The sequence below is a fragment of the Acinetobacter chinensis genome (genome assembly GCF_002165375.2).
Taxonomy (GTDB): Bacteria; Pseudomonadota; Gammaproteobacteria; order Pseudomonadales; family Moraxellaceae; genus Acinetobacter; species Acinetobacter chinensis.
In genome coordinates this window covers 2,866,973-2,887,406 of record NZ_CP032134.1, presented here as the reverse complement: position 1 = coordinate 2,887,406, position 20,434 = coordinate 2,866,973, and the positions used below count along the sequence as shown (strand labels likewise).

Here is a 20,434-nt window from a genome sequence, read left to right as displayed (position 1 = left end):
TTTTAAAGAACAGTAAAAATAACAGACAGAATAAAGAGGGGCTTATGATCAAGGACACGGTATTGGTGACAGGTGCATCTGGGTTTATCGGTCAGCAACTGGTGAAGTTTCTGCTGGAGCAGGATTATCAGGTGATTGCGCTTTCCCGAAAAAAACAGGTGGCGAATCATCCCAGCCTGCAATGGGTTCAGCAGTTGGGTGAAATCCGTAATCCTAAGATTGATTATGTGGTGAATCTGGCCGGTGAAAGTATTGGTCAGGGACGCTGGACAGATGCCAGAAAGCAGACTCTGATTCAGAGCAGGGTACAGACGACAGAAGAAATTTATCAGTATCTGAAAAAACAGAATATTCAGCCAAAACGGGTTATTTCAGGTTCTGCTGTTGGGTTTTACGGTATAGATGCAGCAGAACAATGGACAGCGGTCTGTGATGAACAGTCAGCACCACAGAACATTTTTATGTCTGAACTGTGTCAGCGCTGGGAGCAGGCAGCATTGAGTGATACAGCGCAAAAGACCAAAATTATCCGTCTGGGTGTGGTCTTTGGCAAAGGTGGTGGAATTCTCCCTCAGATGCTGCTTCCCATTAAACTGAATCTTGCAGGTAAAATCGGTTCAGGAAAACAACCGATGTGCTGGGTACACATGCAGGATGTGATTCAGGCGATTCACTTTCTGTTTAAAGATGATTCTGCAACACAGATTTATAATGTTGTTGCACCTGAGCGCAGTTCTCAGAAAGCATTTGTCAGTACGGCATCACTTTTACTGAACCGCAAACCCTGGTTCAGTATGCCTGCATGGTGCATGCGCCTGCTCATGGGTGAACAGGCTCAGCTGGTGCTGAATGGTCAGTATGTCAAGCCGGTAGCTCTCGAGCAGGCAGGCTTTAAGTTTCAGTATCCTGTTTTAAAATCTGCCCTGAAACAGATTTTATCCATGGACTGAGCTTTTTAAACGCTCAGGATTATAGGCATCTGGGCTGACCAGTGTTGGCTGTTTCAGTATGAGCTGTCTGAGCAGTCGGGCTGAACCAGGACCCATGCATAAGCCGTTACGGTGATGTCCGAAATTTGCCCATGCATTGTGCAGTTCAGGCAGTTTTCCAATATAGGGAACACCCGTCGGAGAGCCTGGACGCAATCCCGCCCACTGTTTTACAACAGGAAAGTTTGCAAGTTCAGGAACCATTTCTGTACAGGCTTTAAAAATATTCTGCTGGGTCTGTACGGATGGCCGTTTATCAAAACCGATATTATCCATACTTGAACCACAGACAATATGTCCGTCCATACGTGGAATCAGATACATGACCTGATTCATACACATGGTGGGTAACCAGTTCTCGGGTGTTTTAAACAGCAGCATCTGACCCTGGACAGGCGCGACAGGAATACTGAGCTGTAACTGTTCTGACCAGTGAGCAGACCATGCACCTGTAGCGATGACGTATTCATCAGCTGTGAATGTCTGTCCACTTTGCGACTGAATGGATTGGATTTTTCTATGCTGAATGGAAAACTGTTCGATCCAGCAGTTTTCATAAATTTCTGCCGCTGGATGCTGTTTCAGGTAGGCAAGCAGTGATTGCAGTAAGCGGGGATTGCGCACATTGGCAAGCTGTGGAAAATAAATGGCATGCTGAAACTGTTCGGAAATATGTGGATTGACCTGTTTCAGCTGTTCACGTTGCAGGTATTCACACTGCTGCATGGGTTCCTGATAGCGGTCTTTATAATTCAGACCGGTTTCAAAGTCATCTTCATCAAAAATCAGCATACCTGTTTCATGAATCTGAAAGTCTGTACCTGTTACAGGGAGCAGTTTTTCATTCCACTGGGTATAGAGTGTTTTACCGTGCTGGGCAATCTCGTTGACAGGGCGGGGATAGCGCCACGGATACATGGGTGAAAGAATACCTCCGCCTGCCCATGAGGCAGCTTTCCCTGGTTGCTGCTGGTCAAAGATACTGACCTGACAGCCTTGTTCCACAAGTTCAAGTGCAGTGAGTAAGCCACTGACTCCTGCTCCGATAATGGCGATGTGCATGGTGTGATGTGCCCGTACAGGATTTTATAATGTAATTCAGTCAGCCATTTTTAGCTGACCGGAGCTCATATATGAACAGTCCGAAGAACAGTGTCATTATGAAAACTCCCTCTCCTTTAAGGAGAGGGCTGGGGAGAGGTACTGAACAGTAAAATCCCTTATCGGATTCTGGAGCCGTTGCTCCTCGTCACTGAACCTGACATGGTGCTGAAGTGACAAATATAGAGTCAGCAGTGTTGAGACTCTTATACTGAATGGACAAGGGGTAAATCTTTACTTCATCTCTTTTAATTTACGTGCAGCTTCTTCAGCAAAGTAAGTCCAGATGCCATCAGCACCAGCACGACGGAAGCACATCAGTGATTCCATGATGACGCTGTCAGATAACCAGCCGTTCTGAATGGCTGCTGAAAGCATGGCATATTCACCACTGACCTGATAAACAAATGTGGGTACGCCAAAAGTGTCTTTGACTTCACGAACAACATCCAGGTAAGGCATCCCCGGTTTGACAATCACCATGTCAGCGCCTTCCTGAATATCAAGGGCAATTTCATGCAGGGCTTCAGCACGGTTACCGACATCCATCTGGTAATTGTATTTGTTGCCACCTTTTAAGTTGGAAGATGAGCCCACAGCATCACGGAATGGACCGTAGAAGCTGGATGCATATTTTGCAGAATACGCCATGATGCTGGTGTAAATATGTCCATTACTTTCCAGTGCCTGACGGATCGCACCGATACGCCCATCCATCATGTCACTCGGTGCAACAACATCTGCTCCGGCTTCAGCATGGCTTAAAGCCTGTTTGATCAGACATTGCACCGTTTCATCATTCAGTACATAGCCGGTATCATCAATAATACCGTCCTGACCGTGTGTGGTATAAGGATCAAGCGCACCATCAGTGATCAACACCATTTCTGGCAGTTCTTTTTTCAGCAGGCGCAGGGTATTCTGAACCAGTCCGTCTTCATGCCATGCCGCTTCTGCTGTTAAACTCTTGTCTTCCTGTGGCGTTACAGGGAACAGCGCAAGTTTTGATACGCCAAGTTCAAGCAGGGTTTCAGCTTTTTTCAACAATAAGTCAGCAGACAGACGCTGAACATTGGGCATACTTGGAATATCCTGGGTCTGGTTTTGACCAGGCAGTACAAATACAGGGTAAATGAGATGGTCTGCCGTCAGCTGGGTTTCACGAACCATGGCACGTAATCTGTCATTTTTACGGATACGGCGCATGCGGGTGGCTGGAAAAGCTGGACGATTGAACGTATAGGTCATAACAATCTCATTGATCAGTATTAAACTTGACTTATTGTAGCCCTGGAACAGGCAAAGGGTTAAGTGAAAATGCAATTTTTATTTCAGCAAGGGAATTCGGGCACATGACGAATGAATCAGAAAAGAGTTGGACGGGAAATATCCATTTAGGCTCGAAGGTGGATCTTGAAGTTGTATTCAAGCAGTTATGTAAAGCATTCAACAGTTCTCCATTTTTTGGTCACAACAGTATGACCATGCGGGTGGTGGATGGACAGATTGAAACATATGTGGAAATGAAAGCAGAAATGATTGGCAATGTCGCATTTCAGATTCTGCATGGTGGTGTGGCTGCCACAGTGCTGGACAGTATTGGTGGCATTACCGCTATGGGTGAACTGTATAAGCGTTCAAATCCAGAAGAACTGGCAGATACAATGAAGAAAGTCAGCCGACTTGCCACGGTGGATATGCGGGTGGACTATCTTGCACCGGGTCGTGGGAAATATTTTATTGCCCGTGCAGAAACACTGCGTATGGGGCGTAAGGGTTGTACCATGCGTATGACTATGGTCAATGATGAAGATAAGCCGATTGCAACAGCAATTGCATCCTATGCCTACTGAGTTTTAAAGTGTACTGAACAGTACAGAATGTACTGTTTCTGTCAATAACCGCCACTGAAATATGTATTTCAATGGCGGTTTTTTTGTCTGAATATTTTTTATAATCAAGAGTATTGTGTGGAAAAGTACAGATGTACTGCGTAGTAATATTTTTATTCTCATAATGTGATTTTTACCTGTAAAATCACTTATCAGAATTTTAAGAAGCAGACCTGGGTCATTGTCATCAAACCAAAGCAGAAAGCATATTAAATTTATGTTCAATTGCTGTGCTGTTTACTGATGTTTTGAGCAGGTCCAGAAAACCAGGAATATGCGATGACTGAAGCGCAAACCGCGAATACCTCCTCTGAGGAAACTCCAATGGATCTGGAGGCAAAGCAGAAACGTAAAAAATTGCTGAAAATTTTTGCCCTCATTGTGATTGCAGCCGCAATTCTCTATGCCATCTGGACGCTGATCTTCGGAAATACCGTTGAAACGGACAATGCTTACGTGGGAGCGGAGACTGCGGAAATTACATCCATGGTCAGTGGGCAGGTGGCTGAAGTCAAAGTCAGTGATACTCAGCAGGTTAAAAAAGGCGACATACTGGCGGTCATTGACAACAGTGATGCAAAAATTGCACTGGCGCAGGCGCAGGCAGAACTGGCAAAAGCCAGACGTCAGTACTCTCAGAGTTCTGCGAACAGCAGTTCACTGTCATCCCAGATTCTGGTCAGTGCAGATGACATCAACAGTGCCAAAGCTCAGGTTGCGCAGGCAGAAGTTGCCTATACGCAGACTCAGCAGGAGTTTGCACGTCGTCAGCAGCTGAGTGCAACAGGTGCAATTTCCAAAGAGGAATTCAGCAAAGCACAAAGCGCTTTAAACAATGCTAAAGCAAGTGTGGATGTGGCAAAGGCAGCACTGGCGCAGGCAGAGTCAAAACGAAAAGCTGCACAAAGTAACCTGGATGCAAATGAAGCATTGATCAAAGGAACTTCGCAGGATTCAACACCGGATGTACAGGTGGCTCAGGCAAAAGTTGAACAGGCATTACTGGACTTACAGCGTACAGAAATCAAAGCACCGCTGGATGGTGTGGTTGCACGTCGCAGTATTCAGGTGGGGCAGCGTATTGCACCTGGAACATCTTTAATGAAAATTGTCCCTGTTTCAGCGCTTTATGTCGATGCAAACTTTAAAGAAAGTCAGTTGCAGAATGTCAAAGTTGGACAGAAGGCTACACTGACTTCAGATTTATACGGCAAAAAAGTGAAATATCACGGGACTGTGATCGGTTTTTCAGGGGGAACAGGTTCAGCATTTGCTTTGATTCCAGCCCAGAATGCAACAGGAAACTGGATTAAAGTGGTTCAGCGTTTGCCTGTAAGAATCAAACTTGATCCTAAGGAGCTGGCAGAGCACCCGTTACGTGTTGGTTTATCCATGACTGCCGAGGTTGATACCTCATCTGCGAAGTAATCGCTTATGAATACAGCAAGTTTTCATGGCGAACTGAAAGGCGGGCGTTTACTGCTGGCGGCTTTCTTTTTAGCCCTTGCCAACTTTATGGTCGTCCTGGATATGACCATTGCCAATGTTTCTGTACCTCATATAACTGGTAGCCTTGCGGTTTCCAGTTCTCAGGGAACCTGGGTCATTACATCGTATGCGGTTGCCGAAGCGATCTGTGTACCATTGACCGGCTGGCTGGCTGGGCGTTTTGGTGCGGTTCGGGTCTTCAGTGTCTGCCTGATTGGTTTTACTACATTTTCCATTTTGTGTGGTCTGTCCAACAGCCTCGCTATGCTGGTGATCTGCCGTATTGGTCAGGGTCTGTTTGGTGGTCCAATCATGCCGCTCAGTCAGACTTTACTCATGCGGATTTTCCCATCTGAAAAACATTCTCAGGCAATGGGCATGTGGGCAATGACCACCGTTGTTGGACCGATTCTGGGACCCATTTTAGGGGGTACCATCAGTGATAACTGGTCGTGGCACTGGATTTTCTTTATTAACATTCCTGTGGGTGTGATCTGCGCCGTGGGTGTAATGCGTCTGATGAAACCGGCAGAAACACCGATTGCCAGACTGCCTATTGATACTGTTGGTTTAACACTTCTGATTGTATGGATTGGCGCATTACAGCTGATGCTGGATTTAGGGCATGAACGGGACTGGTTCAACAGTGCTGTGATCTGCGTGCTGGCTGTTGTTCTGGTGGTTGGATTTATTGCCTTTTTCATCTGGGAATATTATGAAAAGCATCCTATCGTCAATATTCAGATTTTCAGATACCGTGGTTTTACCATTGCGACCATTTCCCTGGCTTTTGCCTTTGCAGCGTTCTTTGGCAGTATTGTACTGATTCCGCAGTGGTTACAGATCAATTTAGGATATACCGCTTCGTGGGCAGGTTACCTGACTGCAACCATGGGCTTTGGCAGTCTGTTAATGTCACCCATAGTGGCAAAAATGGCAACTAAATATGACCCTAGAGCACTCTCCAGTTTTGGTCTGATGATACTGGGATGCGTCACGCTGATGCGCTCATTCTGGACCAGTGATGCCGACTTTATGGCACTGGCCTGGCCGCAGATTATTCAGGGGTTTGCTGTTCCTTTTTTCTTTATTCCATTGTCCAATATTGCACTGGGTGTGGTACGTCCCGATGAAGTGGCTTCAGCCGCAGGTCTGATGAACTTTATGCGGACGATGGCAGGGGCAATTGGTGCATCCATTGCGGTGACCATATGGGATGACCATACCAAACTGGCACGCAGTGAAATTGTTTCGACCATGCATGTGGAAGAAACACAGCGGAATCTGGTAAACAGCGGTTTCAGTCCGGAAATGGCTTTGGGAACCATCTCAAATTTGGTGGATAAAGAAGCACTGACCTTATCGGTCAATCATGTTTTCCTGATTTTTGCGATGGTGTTTATATTTGCAGGACTGATTATCTGGCTATGTCCAAAACCCAAAGGCAGTGTCGGGGCGGGACATGCACACTGATAGAATGAAATGAACGGTTTAACAATCCGGTATTTATTTGTCGGTAAAAAAAGCAGGAAGTACTCAACGGTGCTTCCTGCTTTTTATTTTGATATGCCTGATACCTGTTTAGTAGCTGGATTTTGCCCGATTGAGAGCACTGTTCCATTGCTGTAAATGCATCTGTCGCTGGTCTTCACTCATATTAGGTTCAAAAGCTCTATCCAGTTGCCAGGATTCTGAAATTTCATGAAGATTGTTGAATACACCCATTTTAAGCCCTGCCATGGCAGCAGCTCCCCATGCAGTGGATTCAAGCAGTTCAGGACGAAGAACAGGAACATTCAGAATGTCGGCCTGGAACTGCATCAGCATGTCGTTCTGACTGGCACCGCCATCAACCCGAAGCTGTTTCAAAGGCTTATTGATATCTGACTGCATGGCTGTCAGTACATCAGAGACCTGAAAAGCAATGGATTCAAGTGCTGCGCGGGCAATGTGTGATTTATTTGTCCCACGTGACATACCGCAGAGCAGGGCACGGGCATCACTGTCCCAGTGAGGCGCACCCAGTCCTGTAAATGCTGGGACTAAAACCACACCATCTGTATCATTGACCTGACACGCCAGTTTTTCGACTTCAGCGCTGTTTTTAATAATGCCCAGACCATCTCTGAGCCATTGGACAATCGCACCTGCCATAAAAACACTGCCCTCAAGGGCAAAACAGGATTGTTGCTGACAGTTCCATGCCAGGGTACTTAACAGCTGGTTATGACTGTATTGCAGGTCTGATCCTGTATTGAACAACATAAAACAACCTGTACCATAGGTGTTTTTTGCTGTTCCTGGCTCAAAACAGGACTGACCAAACAGGGCAGATTGCTGGTCTCCCATAACCCCCGCAATAGGAATCTCAGCACCAAGTAAACCTGGTGCTGTATTGGCAATATGCGTATCAGAGGGCTGGATTTTTGGTAAGACTGAAGCAGGGATGTTGAACAGGTCAAGCAGGGACTCATCCCATTGCTGAGTTTTCAGATTCATGAGCATCGTGCGCGAAGCATTACTTGCCTCAATGACATGCTCAGCCCCCTGGGTCAGATTCCAGATCAGCCAGCTGTCTATAGTGCCAAATGCGACATGCCCCTGTTCGGACAGTTCTCTTAAACCCTCTGTGTGATCCAGTAACCAGACCAGTTTTCCTGCGCTGAAATAAGGGTCAATACGCAGACCTGTAATCTGATGAATCTGTTCAAAATGATGCTGTTCAATCAGACTGTTACACCATTCTGCCGCCCGACGGTCCTGCCAGACAATAGCCGGTGCAAGCGGATGCCCTGTACGTCTGTCCCAGACAACAGTGGTTTCTCTTTGATTGGTCAGTCCAAGTGCTTTGATGTCTCTGGCAAGAATATGAGCGGAAGCGAGGGCTTGCTGAACAACCGCAATTTGGGTGGACCAGATTTCCTGAGCATCCTGCTCCACCCAGCCTGAATGTGGAGTTTTAATCTGGATCTCTCTTTGAGCTGTTGCATGAACTTTTCCGTGTTCATCGAAGATAATTGCCCGACTGGAGGTCGTTCCTTGATCAAGTGCGAGTAAATAGCTCATATTTTTTATAATTAACCCTTGAAAAAAACAGATGGTAACGCAATGATGTCATTAAGCGCATGAAGTTCTGTAAATGTAGTGAATTATCCACATAGTTTGCAACAGTTATGCTATAATTGCGTGGTAATTTGGGGGTGTTTCTGGCTTCGACGCTGGTGATGAAACTCATAGATGCATGTCGAGAGCGCATTTTCTCTCGTAAATCAAATTTGCATTTTTTAGTCGCAAACGACGAATCATACGCTCTAGCTGCCTAAGGGCAGCTTGTCCGTCTCTCCGAATACTTGTGGTTAGAGAGCCCGACTGAAGCGCACGCACACAAGTCCGTATAAAACCAGGCCTCGGGGTTTTGTACTAAATTAAGAGGATCGCGATTTGTACCCTGTTCGTCGGGTCACAAAGAGTTAAAACAATAGACGATATCTAAGCATGTAGTATTCTCGAGCGTAGTGCTGGCGGACGCGGGTTCAACTCCCGCCACCTCCACCAAAATTCTTTCCGAAGTAATCCGTCGGAGTATAAAAAAGCCTTTAAACTCAATGTTTAAGGGCTTTTTTATTGGTTGTATTGTCCGATGCTATCCTAAGCGATTTGACCCTATTTTTGCTTTGTGTGGGTAAAAATTGGCAAAATTTACCCAGAAATTAACACAACAAATTCTGGTTGAAAATATGTCACTCACAGATGCAGAATGTAGAAAAGCTCAACCGAAAGATAAGCAATATCGTCTATCAGATTCACATGGTTTATCGCTGATTATTACGACTAAAGGTCAGAAGTATTGGAATGTCCGCTATACCGTTCATGGGCAGCGTCAATCTGAGTCACTAGGACCATACCCAGAACTTAGTTTGAAAAAAGCTAGAGAAATGGCTTATGAACTTAAGTATAAACATTCAAAATCAGTACTTCATGAGGACATAAAGCCTTTCTTTAAAGAAGTAGCTGAAGATTGGTTTGAGAATCAGAAAGAAACGTGGTCCCCGAAGCACATTAGCAATGTCAGAGCATCTCTAGATGAATTGTATCTTTCATTAGAAAATAAGCATATTAATCAGATTCAAGCACCTGAAATTTTACAGATCATAAAAAAGATTGAGGCAAGAGGCTCACTTGAAGTAGCCAAACGTACCTTATCTCGCTGTGGCATGGTTATGAAGTACGCTATTGCACACGGCTATCGCTACGATAATCCTGCAGGTGATTTGGTCTATGCGCTAAAAAATAAGCGTGTGAAAAATTTAGCATCATTACCTGCTTCAGATATGCCTGAATTTCTAAGAAAAGTTAGAGCTTATCCAAGTGATGCTCAGACACATCATGCCATCATTTTAATTATGCTGACTGGTGTTCGAGTCAGTGAGTTACTACAAGCACGTTGGGATGAATTTGATTTGGAAGGGCGTAAGTGGGATATTCCTGAAGACCGCATGAAGAACCGATTGCCACATCGTGTGCCATTGACGGACATGATGATCGAGGAACTGCAAGCTTTAAGACTTACCCATAATCAAGAATTGCTTTTCCCACATCGTCTAAGTAATAAAGAACCGATGCGTAGTGAATCCATTTTGGCAGTCATTAAGCGTTCAGGCTATGCAGGTCGAATGACAACACACGGTTTTAGATCGCTATTCAGTACAGTTGTAAATGAATCAAATCTGTTTAATCCCGATGCAATTGAGCGTCAGCTTGCCCATGTCCCTCAAAATAGAATTCGATCAGCCTATAACCGCGCACAATATTGGGATGAGCGTATAAAAATTATGGAGTGGTATGGTGAACAAGTAAGAAAGTGGTGTTTTTAATAAGGATGAAATGCATGTAGAGACTCCCTTTGAACATAAAAGTCTCTACATATTTTGAAAATTTTACCAAATTAAATATACACTTAATATTTACTATTCTCTTTCTCGTCACACATTTCCTTAAGAAACATTTGGTGGATGAGTTGCTCTAATATCTCAGATTCTGACAGCTTTTTGAAAGCTGATAGTTTTTCAAGTTCTGCCTTGGCTTTCTTTGTTAGAGGTAGATGGTGAGGTTTTCTTACTTTATCTCTGTCTCTAAACTTTTTTTGACTCCATGCCTTATTAAGTTTATTGATTGTATTTTCATGGAGGATATAATCATAGAAGCATAAATAATCAAGATATGCTGTTATTAACAGTTGGTAATGGTTTTTATTTGTCGGTATGTAATTTATATTTTTAAAAAAACAATCAACTCTTTTTAAATATAAGTATGCCCAACTGAGGAAGGTTTCATCTTGGAATTTTTTTGAGCAGTTTTTTTCTTTTATTAAAATCTTATTATTAAAATACTCAATAGCATTTTCGAATTTTCGATCTTTCCTATATGTGTTGAGATCGTTTGTAAAATACCAGTGTGCGAGATGGAGATATATTGGTTTCTCATATTTAAAATTAAAAAAATCTTTCTTATCATTTTCTACATAATTGAATACGAATATACATAATCTTTGATTTTTTTTGATGTCAGTGAGTATTTTTGAGAATGTATTGTTCTTATTGTTTATTTTCTCTAGAAAATTATCGATATTTTCTTTTGATTTTAAGTTTTTTATTAAGTTAATTAAATTATTTTTAATTTCATCGAAACTAGAAAAGTGTTTTAAATCATTAAGCTTAGTGTGGTTTTTTTTTGGGCCCTGTTTAATGTCTTCTTTAAAGCGAAGAAATTCTATAGAAATCCAAATAAGATCTTCATCACGATATTTTCCTAGGGTTGCCTTAATCGATTTCATCAACTCTTCGTCTGGTATTTCATCAATAGTTTTTGCAACATCCTCATCCTGAATATCTAGATCCTTAACTTTGGGAATATCTAACTCAAAACCTGGCATTTATATCTCCTTATGTAGTAAATCTAGTAGTATTTGTAGAGTAATTATACATAAATTTTCATAGTGTTTTAAGCGTTTTAAAGTTTGAATGAGTTCATATTAAATAGTGGTTTATTGATAAAATTGATCTTTTTTTATTAAAATTTCTTCGTTATTCCTAATTAATAGTCAATTTCTTGTACTCTTTGAAGTGCTTGAGGGCGTGATAACGGAACTACTCAGTTTTGGAGGGTAGGGTGAAACTACAAAATTCATGAATTACAGTAAATATTCTTGAATGCTTATTTTTAGAAAGAATTAAATGTGTTGAACGGAAAAAATGGTCTTTAAAATTCAAGAACTATATAATCTAATAAAATTTAAGTCATGTATTTTTGATTTTGTGTGGATAAGAATTGCTTCAATTTAATTGGTTTTTTTAAATTTTTTTATATGATGGCCTTAGGTTTTTTGGTTGTTTTTTTGGGTGGTTATTAATATTATTTATATTCATCCTTTTAGTCTGTTTTTCTAAAGGTAAATAATTACAGAAGAGTTCTTTGTATAGTTTAAACTGTTAAAAGGAACTCACATGAGTAATATTGCAAATGAATCAAAAATCTTAATCAATGTCGAGTTGTTTGTTGAAGATATTTCAAATAGAAAAAGTAAGCCTTATAAGTTCTACAAAAGATTAATGGATCTGCTTATTAAATTAGACCAAATCTATAATCCTGATTTTCATTATGTGCCAGCTATAGATGCCATGATTGAGCTGCTGTTGGATTTAAATGAGTATTTGGATGATCCCCAATATTTATATAAGCGTTTAACTGAAATTTCATTTGAAGAAATTCAACGAAATTTTAAACGACACTATCGTGGACATAAACGTCAATTACGCGATCATCGTCATAGTGAGTCAGAAAATACCAGGACGCTTGTTGGTCGTATGCAAGAAGTCAGTGATAAATATTCACGAATTTTAGTGGTACGCGTCGATTTAGCTTATCCGCTTAAGTACCAGAATCAGATCGGTATTCAGCAGTTCAGTGATGATATGGATGTGCTTCGTACCCGGTTACGTGATCAGGATAAAGTGTTTAAAGGTCTGATTGAATACGCCTGGGCATTAGAGCAAGGAGAGGACAAGGGCTATCACTGTCATTTACTCTTGGTTTATAAGGGACGTGAACGCCGTAATGCATATTCAGTGGCAGACCGTGTCGGAAAGCTCTGGAAAAATATTACAGAGGAACAGGGCTGTCATTTCAACTGCCATACAGCAGCCTACCTTAAACAGTTCACAGACCGTAACCGTCTGGGCATTGGGATGATTCACCGTAATAGCCTGGATGAAGTGGATAATATGCTGAATACGGTGACATACCTGGTGCGCCCGGAAAAGGAATCACAGCATCTGCGAGTGAAAACCAGAAAGCGGATGCATACCTTTGGATAACAGAAAATAAGACAGGCATACATCATCCACGTGAAGATCATGATCTGAATGATCAGGGGCTTATACATAAAGCCCATTATTTTTCACAGGAGTTGTACTGCCATGTTTATACATTGCCCATATTGTCATTCTGACCAGGTTTATCCGGTTTTTGTTTCTCATCCACATGGACACAGACCTGAGCAGAGTCCGGTCAGTCTGATCTCTCAGCTCGGAGCCGGGAGAATACTCTTTAAAACGCTTTCAGGAGGGTTACGCCTGTCACCCTGGGTTGCAGGACTGGCAGAGGTGCTGCTCAGGGCAGCCTGTGCGCATCTGATGGAAACACACCGGAATGATACCGGTGCAGGGATCTCCACCGGATACTGCTGTAAGATCTGTCAGCGGAGCTTTTACGGCCGGCAGGACTGAACAGCAGTGAAAGAAACAGGCTGACTGATAAGGGTCAGCCTGTACTGAATGCTGTCAGGAGAATACATTCTTATGACAGAGGGGAATCAGCGACAGCCTTCACTGGACTCAGGATTTTCCTTTGTAAATGTAAAGCCTGTAATCGGCATGCCGGCCATGGTTCTGACATCATAAGCATCTCCTGTTGTTTCAAGAATGATGTAGTACTTCTGACCGGCAGGCTGAAGCGCCATGGAATAGGTTGATCCCTGACGACCCTCGTCAAAACTGAAACAGCCATGTTTCAGTTTGTCTGTGGCGGTACGGATAGTATCCTTACCCAGCTGAAGGGTTTTACCTCCTGTTGTGATGACAGGGCTGCCGGATTTTCTGCCGGTCTGTGTCACACTGAACTGACTCAGTCCCTTTGAAGGGTGGCTGGCATAAATGCTCAGATTCCCCAGCGTCCAGTTGCTGAACTGTGCTGTACCGGATTCAGGTTTGCCAAACTTCTGAATCAGTGTTGAACGTGTATCACTCATGGTTACTTTTTTACCACTGACCGTCATCTGATCTGCTGCAAAAGCAGAAGTGGCAGAGGCGGACAGTAATAATGCGGTGATCAGTTTTTTCATTTTAGTTCCTTAATATGTTATGTGTTTTTTCAGATTATTTTGAACGCAGGGCAATAATGCCGATGATGATCAGGATGATCATGCCCCCGATAAATTTTCCCACGGATGGGAACATCACTGCAGGCCAGATCACACCCTGGCCGAGATGATAGGCAAAGGACTTGTAGCTGTACTGTCCCCAGAAGCTCTGATAGAGCGTATACAGCAGGCCGATGATAAAATAGCCGCTGATCAGCCATGATTTAATGGATGGATTCATTTATTTCCCCCAAATGCGAATTGAGCAAGTAAGCAGAAAAGCCCGAACAGAATCATCATTCCGATGAAGGGCAATCCCAGGAAAAGGATGACTGCGGTGATGCAGATAATACCGGCAATAATCCTCATGCCTTACTCCTTCAGACACTGATAAGTACTGTTGATCATTTCCCGGTGAAAAGCTTCGGTCTGCTGGATGGTGCGGATTTCATGCTCCAGTGCATCAGCACCGAATTTCTTTTCAAGCTTGCTGTAGATACAGCTGCACGTGGCAGTGTCACCACCGCCGGATCTGCATCCACTGATAAACTGACGTTCGGACTTACCGGCACAGCCTGTAAGCAGAAGCACAGTCAAAGCGATGGATGTCATGAAGAATGAAGTTTTCATTCGCCCCCTTAAAATTTATTGTTCTGGTTATTCTGGAACAGGAATTTTTTATCCGTCTGAATCGGCATAAAAGACAGGCGTAAGCCGTCCACAGGACATGACCGTCTTCAGGCAGAAATAAAATCTGTAAATTTAAGTCAGGGCAGTGCTGCAGCCCAGGCAGGCTGAAGAGAAAACAGCAGTACGGGATAATGCTTGGTCATGATGATGACTCCTTTGGGTATAAAGAAGTTTCACCACATCACTGTCAAATAATGGTGGCGAAACGAAAGAGGGTTGACAGACTGATACCCAAAAAGATCAGCACACCCGGAGGTGTCCCCCTCCCGTTCCGCCGCAGAGGGGGACACGCAGGGTCGCCCACCAAAAAGATGAACTTTTTAGTGTGCTTTGGGTAAGCGGTCTGTCAAAACCGGCTGGCAATGTAGGCCAGCATCCAAATCATAATCGCAGAGCTGTACAAGGTCAATCGCAGCCGGCAGGTTCAGCTGAAAAGCTGTACGCTTACCGACCGTTCCCGATTTCAATATATTTCAGATATATAACATTTACATGAATCTTCACGCAGATTGAACACTGCATGATTTACCCCCTTTGGCCTGCTTTTTTCAGCAGGTCTTTTTTATGCCCGGAATCTGAACTGGATCATTTTAAAAACAGCAATTTTTTTAAGGAAATTATCATGGCACATCAAATTGAAAATATGGCTTATGTGGGGCAGACCCCATGGCATGGTCTTGGCAGTCAGCTCAGTCAGAACCAGCCCGTTGACGTCTGGGCTCAGCAGGCCGGCATGGACTGGCAGATTGAATCCTCAAATGTCAGTTATATGGCACAGAATGAACGGGGACAGAGCATCATCATGCCCTATGAGGAACAGCGGGTGTTATACCGTTCAGATACTCATGCTCCGTTGTCTGTGGTCAGTCAGCGTTATCAGGAAGTCCAGCCCCGGGAAATACTGGAGTTTTACCGTGACCTGACTGAACAGTCCGGCTTTGAACTGGAAACTGCAGGTGTGCTGAAAGGTGGCAGGAAATTCTGGGCGCTGGCAAGGACTGGGCAGAGTACAGCACTGAAGGCGAAGGATGTCAGCAATGGTTATATTTTACTGGCAACAGGATGTGACGGTACCCTGGCGACCACAGCACAGTTCACCAGTATCAGAGTGGTCTGCAACAACACCCTGGCGATTGCCCTCAAAGGGCAGAACAGCAGTGCAGGTGTAGTCAAGGTTCCTCATAGTACCCGGTTTGATGCACAAAAGATTAAACAGCAATTGGGGATTTCAGTGCGTGCATGGGATGAACATATGTATGAAATGAAACAGCTGACACAGCGTAAGGTTACTCAGACTGAGGCAGCAGCCTATTTTGATGCGGTGTTCAACAGCACCGGCATGAATGTGACCGATCAGGAGGACAGTATCATTCAGTTCTACCGGGGGGTGGCAGCTCAGGCAGCGCAATCGGTTAAGAAGGAAAAACCTGAACCGAATGCAAGAGCCATGACAAAAACCATGGAAATGTTCAATGGTCAGGGGCGCGGGGCAGAACTCAGCTCAGCAAAAGGTACAGCCTATGGTCTGCTGTGCAGTATTACTGAGTTTGCTGATCATGAACGTCGGGCAATGAGTCAGGATCACCGGCTTGATTCAGCATGGTTCGGTGCAGGTGCCGGACTTAAGCAGCGTGGACTGGAACAGGCTTTAAGCATGATTGCTTAAGCCTGACCGCTGACCTGTACTGTGAGCAGCGCCCTGGGTCTGTGTACAGGTTCTCCAGTCTCCATCTCAGAAATATCTGATTGACGGCATTCAAAGCTGTGTCTTCGGGCACGGCTTTTTTATGCCCTAAATTTATAAAACAGGAAATAATGATGAATACAGCTCTGAACAGCTCTCTGAATGTAACACCGAATCCCGCAGTCAACAGCTATGCCGGCCGTCCTAAACTGTTTACCGCAAAACGCTTTGTGGATACCCGAAAACTCACTCAGGCCGAATGGCTGGAAGTACGTCGGCAAGGCATCGGCAGCAGTGACTGTGCCGCAGCGTGCGGACTGAACCCCTATATGTCGATGCTTGAACTGTGGATGATTAAAACAGGACGGATTCAACAATCCATTGAAGATGAAAGCGAAGGGCATGCACCACTGTACTGGGGAAAACGCCTGGAGCCTTTAGTGGCTGAATACTACAGCATGCATACCGGCTATAAAGTCCGCAGGGTCAATGCTGTTCTGCAGCATCCCGATCCTGACAGGCATTTCATGCTGGCCAACCTGGATTATGCCGTCACAGGGGATGCCGATGTACAGATACTTGAATGTAAAACAGCCGGAGAATACGGTGCCAGACTATGGCGCGATGGTGTGCCGCTGTATGTGCTGTGTCAGGTACAGCATCAGTTAGCCGTTACCGGCAGGAAGGCGGCACATATCTGTGTGCTGATCTGTGGACATGAAACCCGTATCTTTAAAGTGACCCGCTCAGAATCAGTGATTCAGCACATCATCCAGGCAGAGCGTTACTTCTGGGAGTGTGTGGAAAAGGATACGCCACCTGAAGCCGATGCCAGCGCGTCGGCAGCCAGAGCATTGCAGCAGCTGTATCCTGAGCATGTGCCGCTGAGTACAACTGACTTATCTGAGGATGAGCAGGCCAGTCAACAGTTTGAACAGCTGATTCAGGCACGCAATCACATAGAAAAGTACCAAGAGCAGTTTGATCTGCTGAAACATCAGTTGCAGTCCAGAATGCAGAACACTGAACGGGCAACCTTTAAAACAGGTTCAGTGACGTGGAAAAAGGCGAAGGACTCGGTCAGTTTAAACAGTAAGGCTTTACTGAAACTGCATCCTGAATATCTGAATCAGTTTCCACAGGCTAAACAGGGTTCAAGACGTTTCAGTATCTATACCGATTAGCCTAAGCAGAACATTCAGCAATGACCCAGACATCCCATGCCAGGCCGCATGGGATTTTTTTATGCAGATTTCATTCTGATCAGGCAAATCAGAATATTTAAACAGAAGAGGTAATGATCATGATCAAAGGTTTAGCAATTACACCACCTGTACTGGGACGAATCAGTATAGGCAGGATGGTTGAAAAGAACGGCAAACGTATCCCTGAAAAGGATGATCAGTTCACCATCACCAGTCAGATTCAGAATAAAGATGGATGGGTGAAACATCCTTTAGATGAGCAGCTGCGTGCCAAAGTACAGAACCAAAAGCTAAGAAGTATTCCGGTACGGATGATTTTCAATGATCCTGATCTCAACCTGAGAGCGGAATATACCTTATTTGACCATCAGACAGGACGTCTCATATGTGTCGGCAATGGAGAAATCTGCCAGCGGCTGACCAGTCAGGGCGTAGAGCAGCATCCATGTCCGTCTCCTGACTTATGTCCACTGGGACAGAGTGGACTCTGTAAGCTTTATGGACGTCTTTATGTCAATCTGGACGAATCTGATGAACTTGGGACATTTATTTTTAGAACCACGGGTTTTAACAGTATTCGGACGTTGGCAGCACGGTTGAGTTATTACCATGCTGCATCGAATGGTCTGTTGTCATGCCTTCCACTGCAACTGACACTTCGGGGTAAGTCCACCACACAAAGCTATCGAACGCCTGTGTATTACGTGGATCTGACGCTCAGAGATGGGACAGACCTGCAGCAGGCCATTCAGATGGCGAAGGATATTGATCAGCAGGGTAAGCAAAGTGGTTTTAATCAGGAGGCACTGGATCGCACAGCGAGGCATGGCTATGACAATGTGAGGTTTGAAATGAACAGTGAAGATGGTGTGGAAGCGGTTGAAGAGTTTTATTCTGGTGAAGAACAGTGGGATCAGAAGCAGGATAAGGGATTAAGCCAAGTACGGGATCTTCAGCAGGGATTGCAGAAATCAGTTCATGCTGTGAACTCCTGAAAGTGAAACTTTACACAGGAGGCCGATCATTTGAGCGAATACCCGCTCGCATCAGTGATCAGGAGTAAACATCATGAATGCGTTCACAGGTCAGACTTTTCAGATGAATCAGATTATCAATATTAAAGAAGTGATCAAATTTGTAGGTGTAGGTAGATCAACAATTTATGAAATGATGGATGAATACTCGCCTTACTATGATCCAACTTTTCCGAAGAAAGTAAAAATCACACAAAACCGTATTGGCTGGTCAGCTTATGAAATTCATCAGTGGATTGAAAATAAGTTAGCGAGCCGTGAATAAGGTGGGAGCTACGGCTCCCTTATTTTTTTGTTTTCTTATAGACTATGTATGTCTTTTAGCCTAAGTGTTCTGAATGAAAACAATAGATTACTACAATTACCATGCAGAAGAATTTACGAACTTGACTCTTTATGTGGATATGGAAAGCCTCTATCAGCCTTTTCTAAATTTGTTGCCTATAAATGCCCATATCCTGGATGTCGGCTGTGGGTCAGGGCGTGATATTTTGGTTTTTAAGAAAAAAGGGTATCGGGTTGATGCAATTGATTACTCAGAACAGCTTGTTAAAAAGGCAACTGAATTGACAGGCATTCAAGTGAAGCATCAGAGTTTCTATGAGGTTGATGAAGTCGCTGTTTACGATGGGGTTTGGGCATGCGCATCCCTACTTCATTGTGAACGTAGTAGATTAGCTGAAGCCCTTGAAAAAATGCTTCAAGCATTAAAGCCCAATGGTGTGATTTACATGTCGTTTAAATATGGAGACTCAGATCGAGAAAAAGATGGTCGAGAGTTTACAGATTTAAATGAACAGCAAGCACAAGAACTTTTAGCACAGTTTGATCAGGTCAGTCTGGTTCAACAGTGGATTACAGTGGATAACAGACCTGACCGAGAAGAGCAGTGGCTCAATATTTTGTGGGAGAAAAATGATTAATTGCATTCCAACAGCCCAAGAGCAACTTAAATTCCTGAAAAATATCCAACTGATTTTGCAGTCAGGTAGCTTTAGCAGCACCTATAAGTTTGCTTTGCTCATTAGTCTGAGTCGATTAGCCATTGAAAAAGGTGAAGATTGTGGTGATGAATTGGCACTTGAGTACAGTGACATAGCTGAAAAGTTTATTGAACTCTATTGGAAGCAGGCTATGCCATATAACTTCAATGATACAGGCCAACTGATCTTAAATCAGAATAATGGTAAGCAAGCAGCAATCGTTAATAGAGTAATTGAACTAAGGCAGATTTACTCATCGCTTGGATTATTAAGACGAGATGTCATTATTTGGTCTAAGCTGGTCAAAGATGTGGCTCGCACCGTTAAAGATATGCCTGTAAGTTATCTACAAAACATTAATGGTCAAAATTTTGAGTTTCTCTATCAGTTAGCACAAGCCAAACAGCAGCTGACGTTATTGCCAAAAGTCATGTTTTGCTTACGGCAGTTTAGTGAGGTTATTGAAGAGCTATGTCAAAAGCGCTGGATTGATTACATTCGAAAGAACAGTAGCAATGCACCTATCTTAAATAAGCTCCCGAACCTTGAAAAATTCATGTTTGAGCCGAGCCGTAATCAACTCAATGTAGTGGCAAATGTTTTGGTAGAGTTACAGGATTATAAGTGTTTCTACTGCAATAAACCGATGCGAAAAGGAAATTATGCAGTCGATCATTTTATTCCGTGGTCGATGTATCCATCAGACACAGGGCATAACTTTGTGCTTGCGGATTCAGGCTGTAATTCTAAGAAAAGCAACTTACTTGCCTCAGATGAATTCTTGTATAAGTGGCGAGAGCGAAATGATGAACAAGATATTATCATTGTAGATCGGATTTCTGTACTTGGCTTTCTGACAGATAAAGAGCGGTCGCATAAAGTGGCGGAGTGGGCTTATGCGCAGGGGAAAGAAAATAATTATTTAATGTGGGATGGTTAATTTATAAAAGAT

Annotated in this window: 21 protein-coding genes and 1 other RNA gene; 14 read left to right on the top strand and 8 right to left on the bottom strand. The window is 43.7% G+C overall.

All coding sequences use genetic code 11. The annotated features are described in order from the left end of the window. The first annotated feature begins 44 nt into the window (after window positions 1-44). Window positions 45-950, top strand: a complete 906-nt coding sequence (locus CDG60_RS14620) for a TIGR01777 family oxidoreductase (RefSeq protein WP_087513983.1) — start codon at window positions 45-47, stop codon at window positions 948-950. On the opposite strand, the gene thiO is transcribed toward CDG60_RS14620, so the two are convergent. Together thiO and hemB are read right to left on the bottom strand one after the other, a co-directional pair. After that, window positions 936-2,051: a glycine oxidase ThiO gene (thiO, locus tag CDG60_RS14615; protein WP_087513984.1), complete on the bottom strand. Its 1,116-nt coding sequence runs from the start codon at window positions 2,049-2,051 to the stop codon at window positions 936-938. The genes CDG60_RS14620 and thiO overlap by 15 nt on opposite strands. Before the next feature lie 273 nt (window positions 2,052-2,324). Next, the gene (gene hemB / locus CDG60_RS14610) at window positions 2,325-3,338 is read right to left on the bottom strand and encodes a porphobilinogen synthase (protein ID WP_087513985.1); all 1,014 of its coding nucleotides are present in this window, start codon (window positions 3,336-3,338) and stop codon (window positions 2,325-2,327) included. A gap of 104 nt (window positions 3,339-3,442) precedes the next feature. Between hemB and CDG60_RS14605 the strand changes: the two genes are divergently transcribed. The 3 genes from CDG60_RS14605 to CDG60_RS14595 all read left to right on the top strand — a co-directional run bounded on the left by CDG60_RS14605 (window position 3,443) and on the right by CDG60_RS14595 (window position 6,943). Beyond that, window positions 3,443-3,943 carry a thioesterase family protein gene (locus tag CDG60_RS14605; RefSeq protein WP_087513986.1) on the top strand — a complete coding sequence of 167 codons (501 nt, stop codon included), beginning with the start codon at window positions 3,443-3,445 and terminating at the stop codon, window positions 3,941-3,943. A 318-nt stretch (window positions 3,944-4,261) separates the two neighbouring features. Next, a complete protein-coding gene (locus CDG60_RS14600) occupies window positions 4,262-5,410 on the top strand; it encodes an HlyD family secretion protein (protein ID WP_087513987.1) in 1,149 nt (382 codons plus the stop codon). A gap of 6 nt (window positions 5,411-5,416) precedes the next feature. Further along, window positions 5,417-6,943: a DHA2 family efflux MFS transporter permease subunit gene (locus CDG60_RS14595; RefSeq protein WP_087513988.1), complete on the top strand. Its 1,527-nt coding sequence runs from the start codon at window positions 5,417-5,419 to the stop codon at window positions 6,941-6,943. A gap of 108 nt (window positions 6,944-7,051) precedes the next feature. On the opposite strand, the gene glpK is transcribed toward CDG60_RS14595, so the two are convergent. Beyond that, window positions 7,052-8,536 carry a glycerol kinase GlpK gene (gene glpK / locus CDG60_RS14590; RefSeq protein ID WP_087513989.1) on the bottom strand — a complete coding sequence of 495 codons (1,485 nt, stop codon included), beginning with the start codon at window positions 8,534-8,536 and terminating at the stop codon, window positions 7,052-7,054. Window positions 8,537-8,666: 130 nt separating this feature from the next. On the opposite strand from glpK, the gene ssrA reads away from it, so the two are divergent. After that, window positions 8,667-9,025: a transfer-messenger RNA gene (gene ssrA / locus CDG60_RS14585) on the top strand. 182 nt (window positions 9,026-9,207) lie between these two features. After that, window positions 9,208-10,344: a tyrosine-type recombinase/integrase gene (locus CDG60_RS14580; RefSeq protein ID WP_087513990.1), complete on the top strand. Its 1,137-nt coding sequence runs from the start codon at window positions 9,208-9,210 to the stop codon at window positions 10,342-10,344. Between the two features lie 83 nt (window positions 10,345-10,427). Here the strand turns inward: CDG60_RS14580 and CDG60_RS14575 are convergent, their stop codons facing one another. Continuing rightward, the gene (locus CDG60_RS14575; protein WP_087513991.1) at window positions 10,428-11,402 is read right to left on the bottom strand and encodes a hypothetical protein; all 975 of its coding nucleotides are present in this window, start codon (window positions 11,400-11,402) and stop codon (window positions 10,428-10,430) included. A gap of 571 nt (window positions 11,403-11,973) precedes the next feature. Between CDG60_RS14575 and CDG60_RS14570 the strand changes: the two genes are divergently transcribed. Then, the gene (locus tag CDG60_RS14570; protein ID WP_119023834.1) at window positions 11,974-12,843 is read left to right on the top strand and encodes a YagK/YfjJ domain-containing protein; all 870 of its coding nucleotides are present in this window, start codon (window positions 11,974-11,976) and stop codon (window positions 12,841-12,843) included. Between the two features lie 102 nt (window positions 12,844-12,945). Further along, a complete protein-coding gene (locus tag CDG60_RS14565; RefSeq protein WP_087514475.1) occupies window positions 12,946-13,254 on the top strand; it encodes a hypothetical protein in 309 nt (102 codons plus the stop codon). Between the two features lie 86 nt (window positions 13,255-13,340). Here CDG60_RS14565 and CDG60_RS14560 read toward each other — a convergent pair whose 3' ends face one another. The 4 genes from CDG60_RS14560 to CDG60_RS14550 are packed head-to-tail and all read right to left on the bottom strand — an operon-like array spanning window position 13,341 to window position 14,516. Beyond that, window positions 13,341-13,868 carry a hypothetical protein gene (locus CDG60_RS14560; protein WP_087514476.1) on the bottom strand — a complete coding sequence of 176 codons (528 nt, stop codon included), beginning with the start codon at window positions 13,866-13,868 and terminating at the stop codon, window positions 13,341-13,343. Between the two features lie 34 nt (window positions 13,869-13,902). Next, complete coding sequence (locus CDG60_RS14555) at window positions 13,903-14,127, bottom strand: hypothetical protein (RefSeq protein WP_087514477.1); 225 nt, start codon at window positions 14,125-14,127, stop codon at window positions 13,903-13,905. Further along, the gene (locus tag CDG60_RS18535; RefSeq protein ID WP_264757125.1) at window positions 14,124-14,255 is read right to left on the bottom strand and encodes a hypothetical protein; all 132 of its coding nucleotides are present in this window, start codon (window positions 14,253-14,255) and stop codon (window positions 14,124-14,126) included. The genes CDG60_RS14555 and CDG60_RS18535 overlap by 4 nt, the downstream gene beginning before the upstream one ends. 3 nt (window positions 14,256-14,258) lie before the next feature. Next, window positions 14,259-14,516 carry a hypothetical protein gene (locus CDG60_RS14550; RefSeq protein ID WP_119023833.1) on the bottom strand — a complete coding sequence of 86 codons (258 nt, stop codon included), beginning with the start codon at window positions 14,514-14,516 and terminating at the stop codon, window positions 14,259-14,261. Window positions 14,517-15,198: 682 nt separating this feature from the next. Here CDG60_RS14550 and CDG60_RS14540 point away from each other — a divergent pair. The 6 genes from CDG60_RS14540 to CDG60_RS14515 all read left to right on the top strand — a co-directional run bounded on the left by CDG60_RS14540 (window position 15,199) and on the right by CDG60_RS14515 (window position 20,422). Next, window positions 15,199-16,242, top strand: a complete 1,044-nt coding sequence (locus CDG60_RS14540; protein ID WP_119023844.1) for a DUF932 domain-containing protein — start codon at window positions 15,199-15,201, stop codon at window positions 16,240-16,242. A 152-nt stretch (window positions 16,243-16,394) separates the two neighbouring features. Beyond that, entirely contained in the window at window positions 16,395-17,444 is a 1,050-nt protein-coding gene (locus CDG60_RS14535) for a YqaJ viral recombinase family nuclease (protein WP_119023832.1), read from the top strand. 119 nt (window positions 17,445-17,563) lie between these two features. Continuing rightward, window positions 17,564-18,460 (top strand): recombination directionality factor, encoded by an 897-nt coding sequence (locus CDG60_RS14530; RefSeq protein WP_119023843.1) that lies wholly within the window; start codon window positions 17,564-17,566, stop codon window positions 18,458-18,460. 73 nt (window positions 18,461-18,533) lie between these two features. Beyond that, complete coding sequence (locus tag CDG60_RS14525) at window positions 18,534-18,764, top strand: helix-turn-helix transcriptional regulator (protein WP_087549577.1); 231 nt, start codon at window positions 18,534-18,536, stop codon at window positions 18,762-18,764. A 73-nt stretch (window positions 18,765-18,837) separates the two neighbouring features. Next, window positions 18,838-19,422, top strand: a complete 585-nt coding sequence (locus CDG60_RS14520; protein WP_087514421.1) for a class I SAM-dependent methyltransferase — start codon at window positions 18,838-18,840, stop codon at window positions 19,420-19,422. Beyond that, window positions 19,415-20,422 (top strand): HNH endonuclease, encoded by a 1,008-nt coding sequence (locus CDG60_RS14515; protein WP_087514422.1) that lies wholly within the window; start codon window positions 19,415-19,417, stop codon window positions 20,420-20,422. Before CDG60_RS14520 ends, CDG60_RS14515 begins: the two co-directional genes overlap by 8 nt. Window positions 20,423-20,434: the final 12 nt, after the last annotated feature.

Excerpts from the sequence above, each read along its gene's own strand:
- CDG60_RS14515 (WP_087514422.1), top strand. The coding sequence starts at position 19,415 with ATGATTAATTGCATTCCAACAGCCCAAGAGCAACTTAAATTCCTGAAA.
- CDG60_RS14525 (WP_087549577.1), top strand. The coding sequence starts at position 18,534 with ATGAATGCGTTCACAGGTCAGACTTTTCAGATGAATCAGATTATCAAT.
- CDG60_RS14520 (WP_087514421.1), top strand. The coding sequence starts at position 18,838 with ATGAAAACAATAGATTACTACAATTACCATGCAGAAGAATTTACGAAC.
- CDG60_RS14600 (WP_087513987.1), top strand. The coding sequence starts at position 4,262 with ATGACTGAAGCGCAAACCGCGAATACCTCCTCTGAGGAAACTCCAATG.
- CDG60_RS14560 (WP_087514476.1), bottom strand. The coding sequence starts at position 13,868 with ATGAAAAAACTGATCACCGCATTATTACTGTCCGCCTCTGCCACTTCT.
- CDG60_RS14540 (WP_119023844.1), top strand. The coding sequence starts at position 15,199 with ATGGCACATCAAATTGAAAATATGGCTTATGTGGGGCAGACCCCATGG.
- glpK (WP_087513989.1), bottom strand. The coding sequence starts at position 8,536 with ATGAGCTATTTACTCGCACTTGATCAAGGAACGACCTCCAGTCGGGCA.
- CDG60_RS14595 (WP_087513988.1), top strand. The coding sequence starts at position 5,417 with ATGAATACAGCAAGTTTTCATGGCGAACTGAAAGGCGGGCGTTTACTG.
- CDG60_RS14550 (WP_119023833.1), bottom strand. The coding sequence starts at position 14,516 with ATGAAAACTTCATTCTTCATGACATCCATCGCTTTGACTGTGCTTCTG.
- CDG60_RS14605 (WP_087513986.1), top strand. The coding sequence starts at position 3,443 with ATGACGAATGAATCAGAAAAGAGTTGGACGGGAAATATCCATTTAGGC.
- CDG60_RS14565 (WP_087514475.1), top strand. The coding sequence starts at position 12,946 with ATGTTTATACATTGCCCATATTGTCATTCTGACCAGGTTTATCCGGTT.
- CDG60_RS18535 (WP_264757125.1), bottom strand. The coding sequence starts at position 14,255 with ATGAGGATTATTGCCGGTATTATCTGCATCACCGCAGTCATCCTTTTC.
- CDG60_RS14555 (WP_087514477.1), bottom strand. The coding sequence starts at position 14,127 with ATGAATCCATCCATTAAATCATGGCTGATCAGCGGCTATTTTATCATC.
- CDG60_RS14575 (WP_087513991.1), bottom strand. The coding sequence starts at position 11,402 with ATGCCAGGTTTTGAGTTAGATATTCCCAAAGTTAAGGATCTAGATATT.
- hemB (WP_087513985.1), bottom strand. The coding sequence starts at position 3,338 with ATGACCTATACGTTCAATCGTCCAGCTTTTCCAGCCACCCGCATGCGC.
- CDG60_RS14570 (WP_119023834.1), top strand. The coding sequence starts at position 11,974 with ATGAGTAATATTGCAAATGAATCAAAAATCTTAATCAATGTCGAGTTG.
- thiO (WP_087513984.1), bottom strand. The coding sequence starts at position 2,051 with ATGCACATCGCCATTATCGGAGCAGGAGTCAGTGGCTTACTCACTGCA.
- CDG60_RS14530 (WP_119023843.1), top strand. The coding sequence starts at position 17,564 with ATGATCAAAGGTTTAGCAATTACACCACCTGTACTGGGACGAATCAGT.
- CDG60_RS14535 (WP_119023832.1), top strand. The coding sequence starts at position 16,395 with ATGAATACAGCTCTGAACAGCTCTCTGAATGTAACACCGAATCCCGCA.
- CDG60_RS14580 (WP_087513990.1), top strand. The coding sequence starts at position 9,208 with ATGTCACTCACAGATGCAGAATGTAGAAAAGCTCAACCGAAAGATAAG.
- CDG60_RS14620 (WP_087513983.1), top strand. The coding sequence starts at position 45 with ATGATCAAGGACACGGTATTGGTGACAGGTGCATCTGGGTTTATCGGT.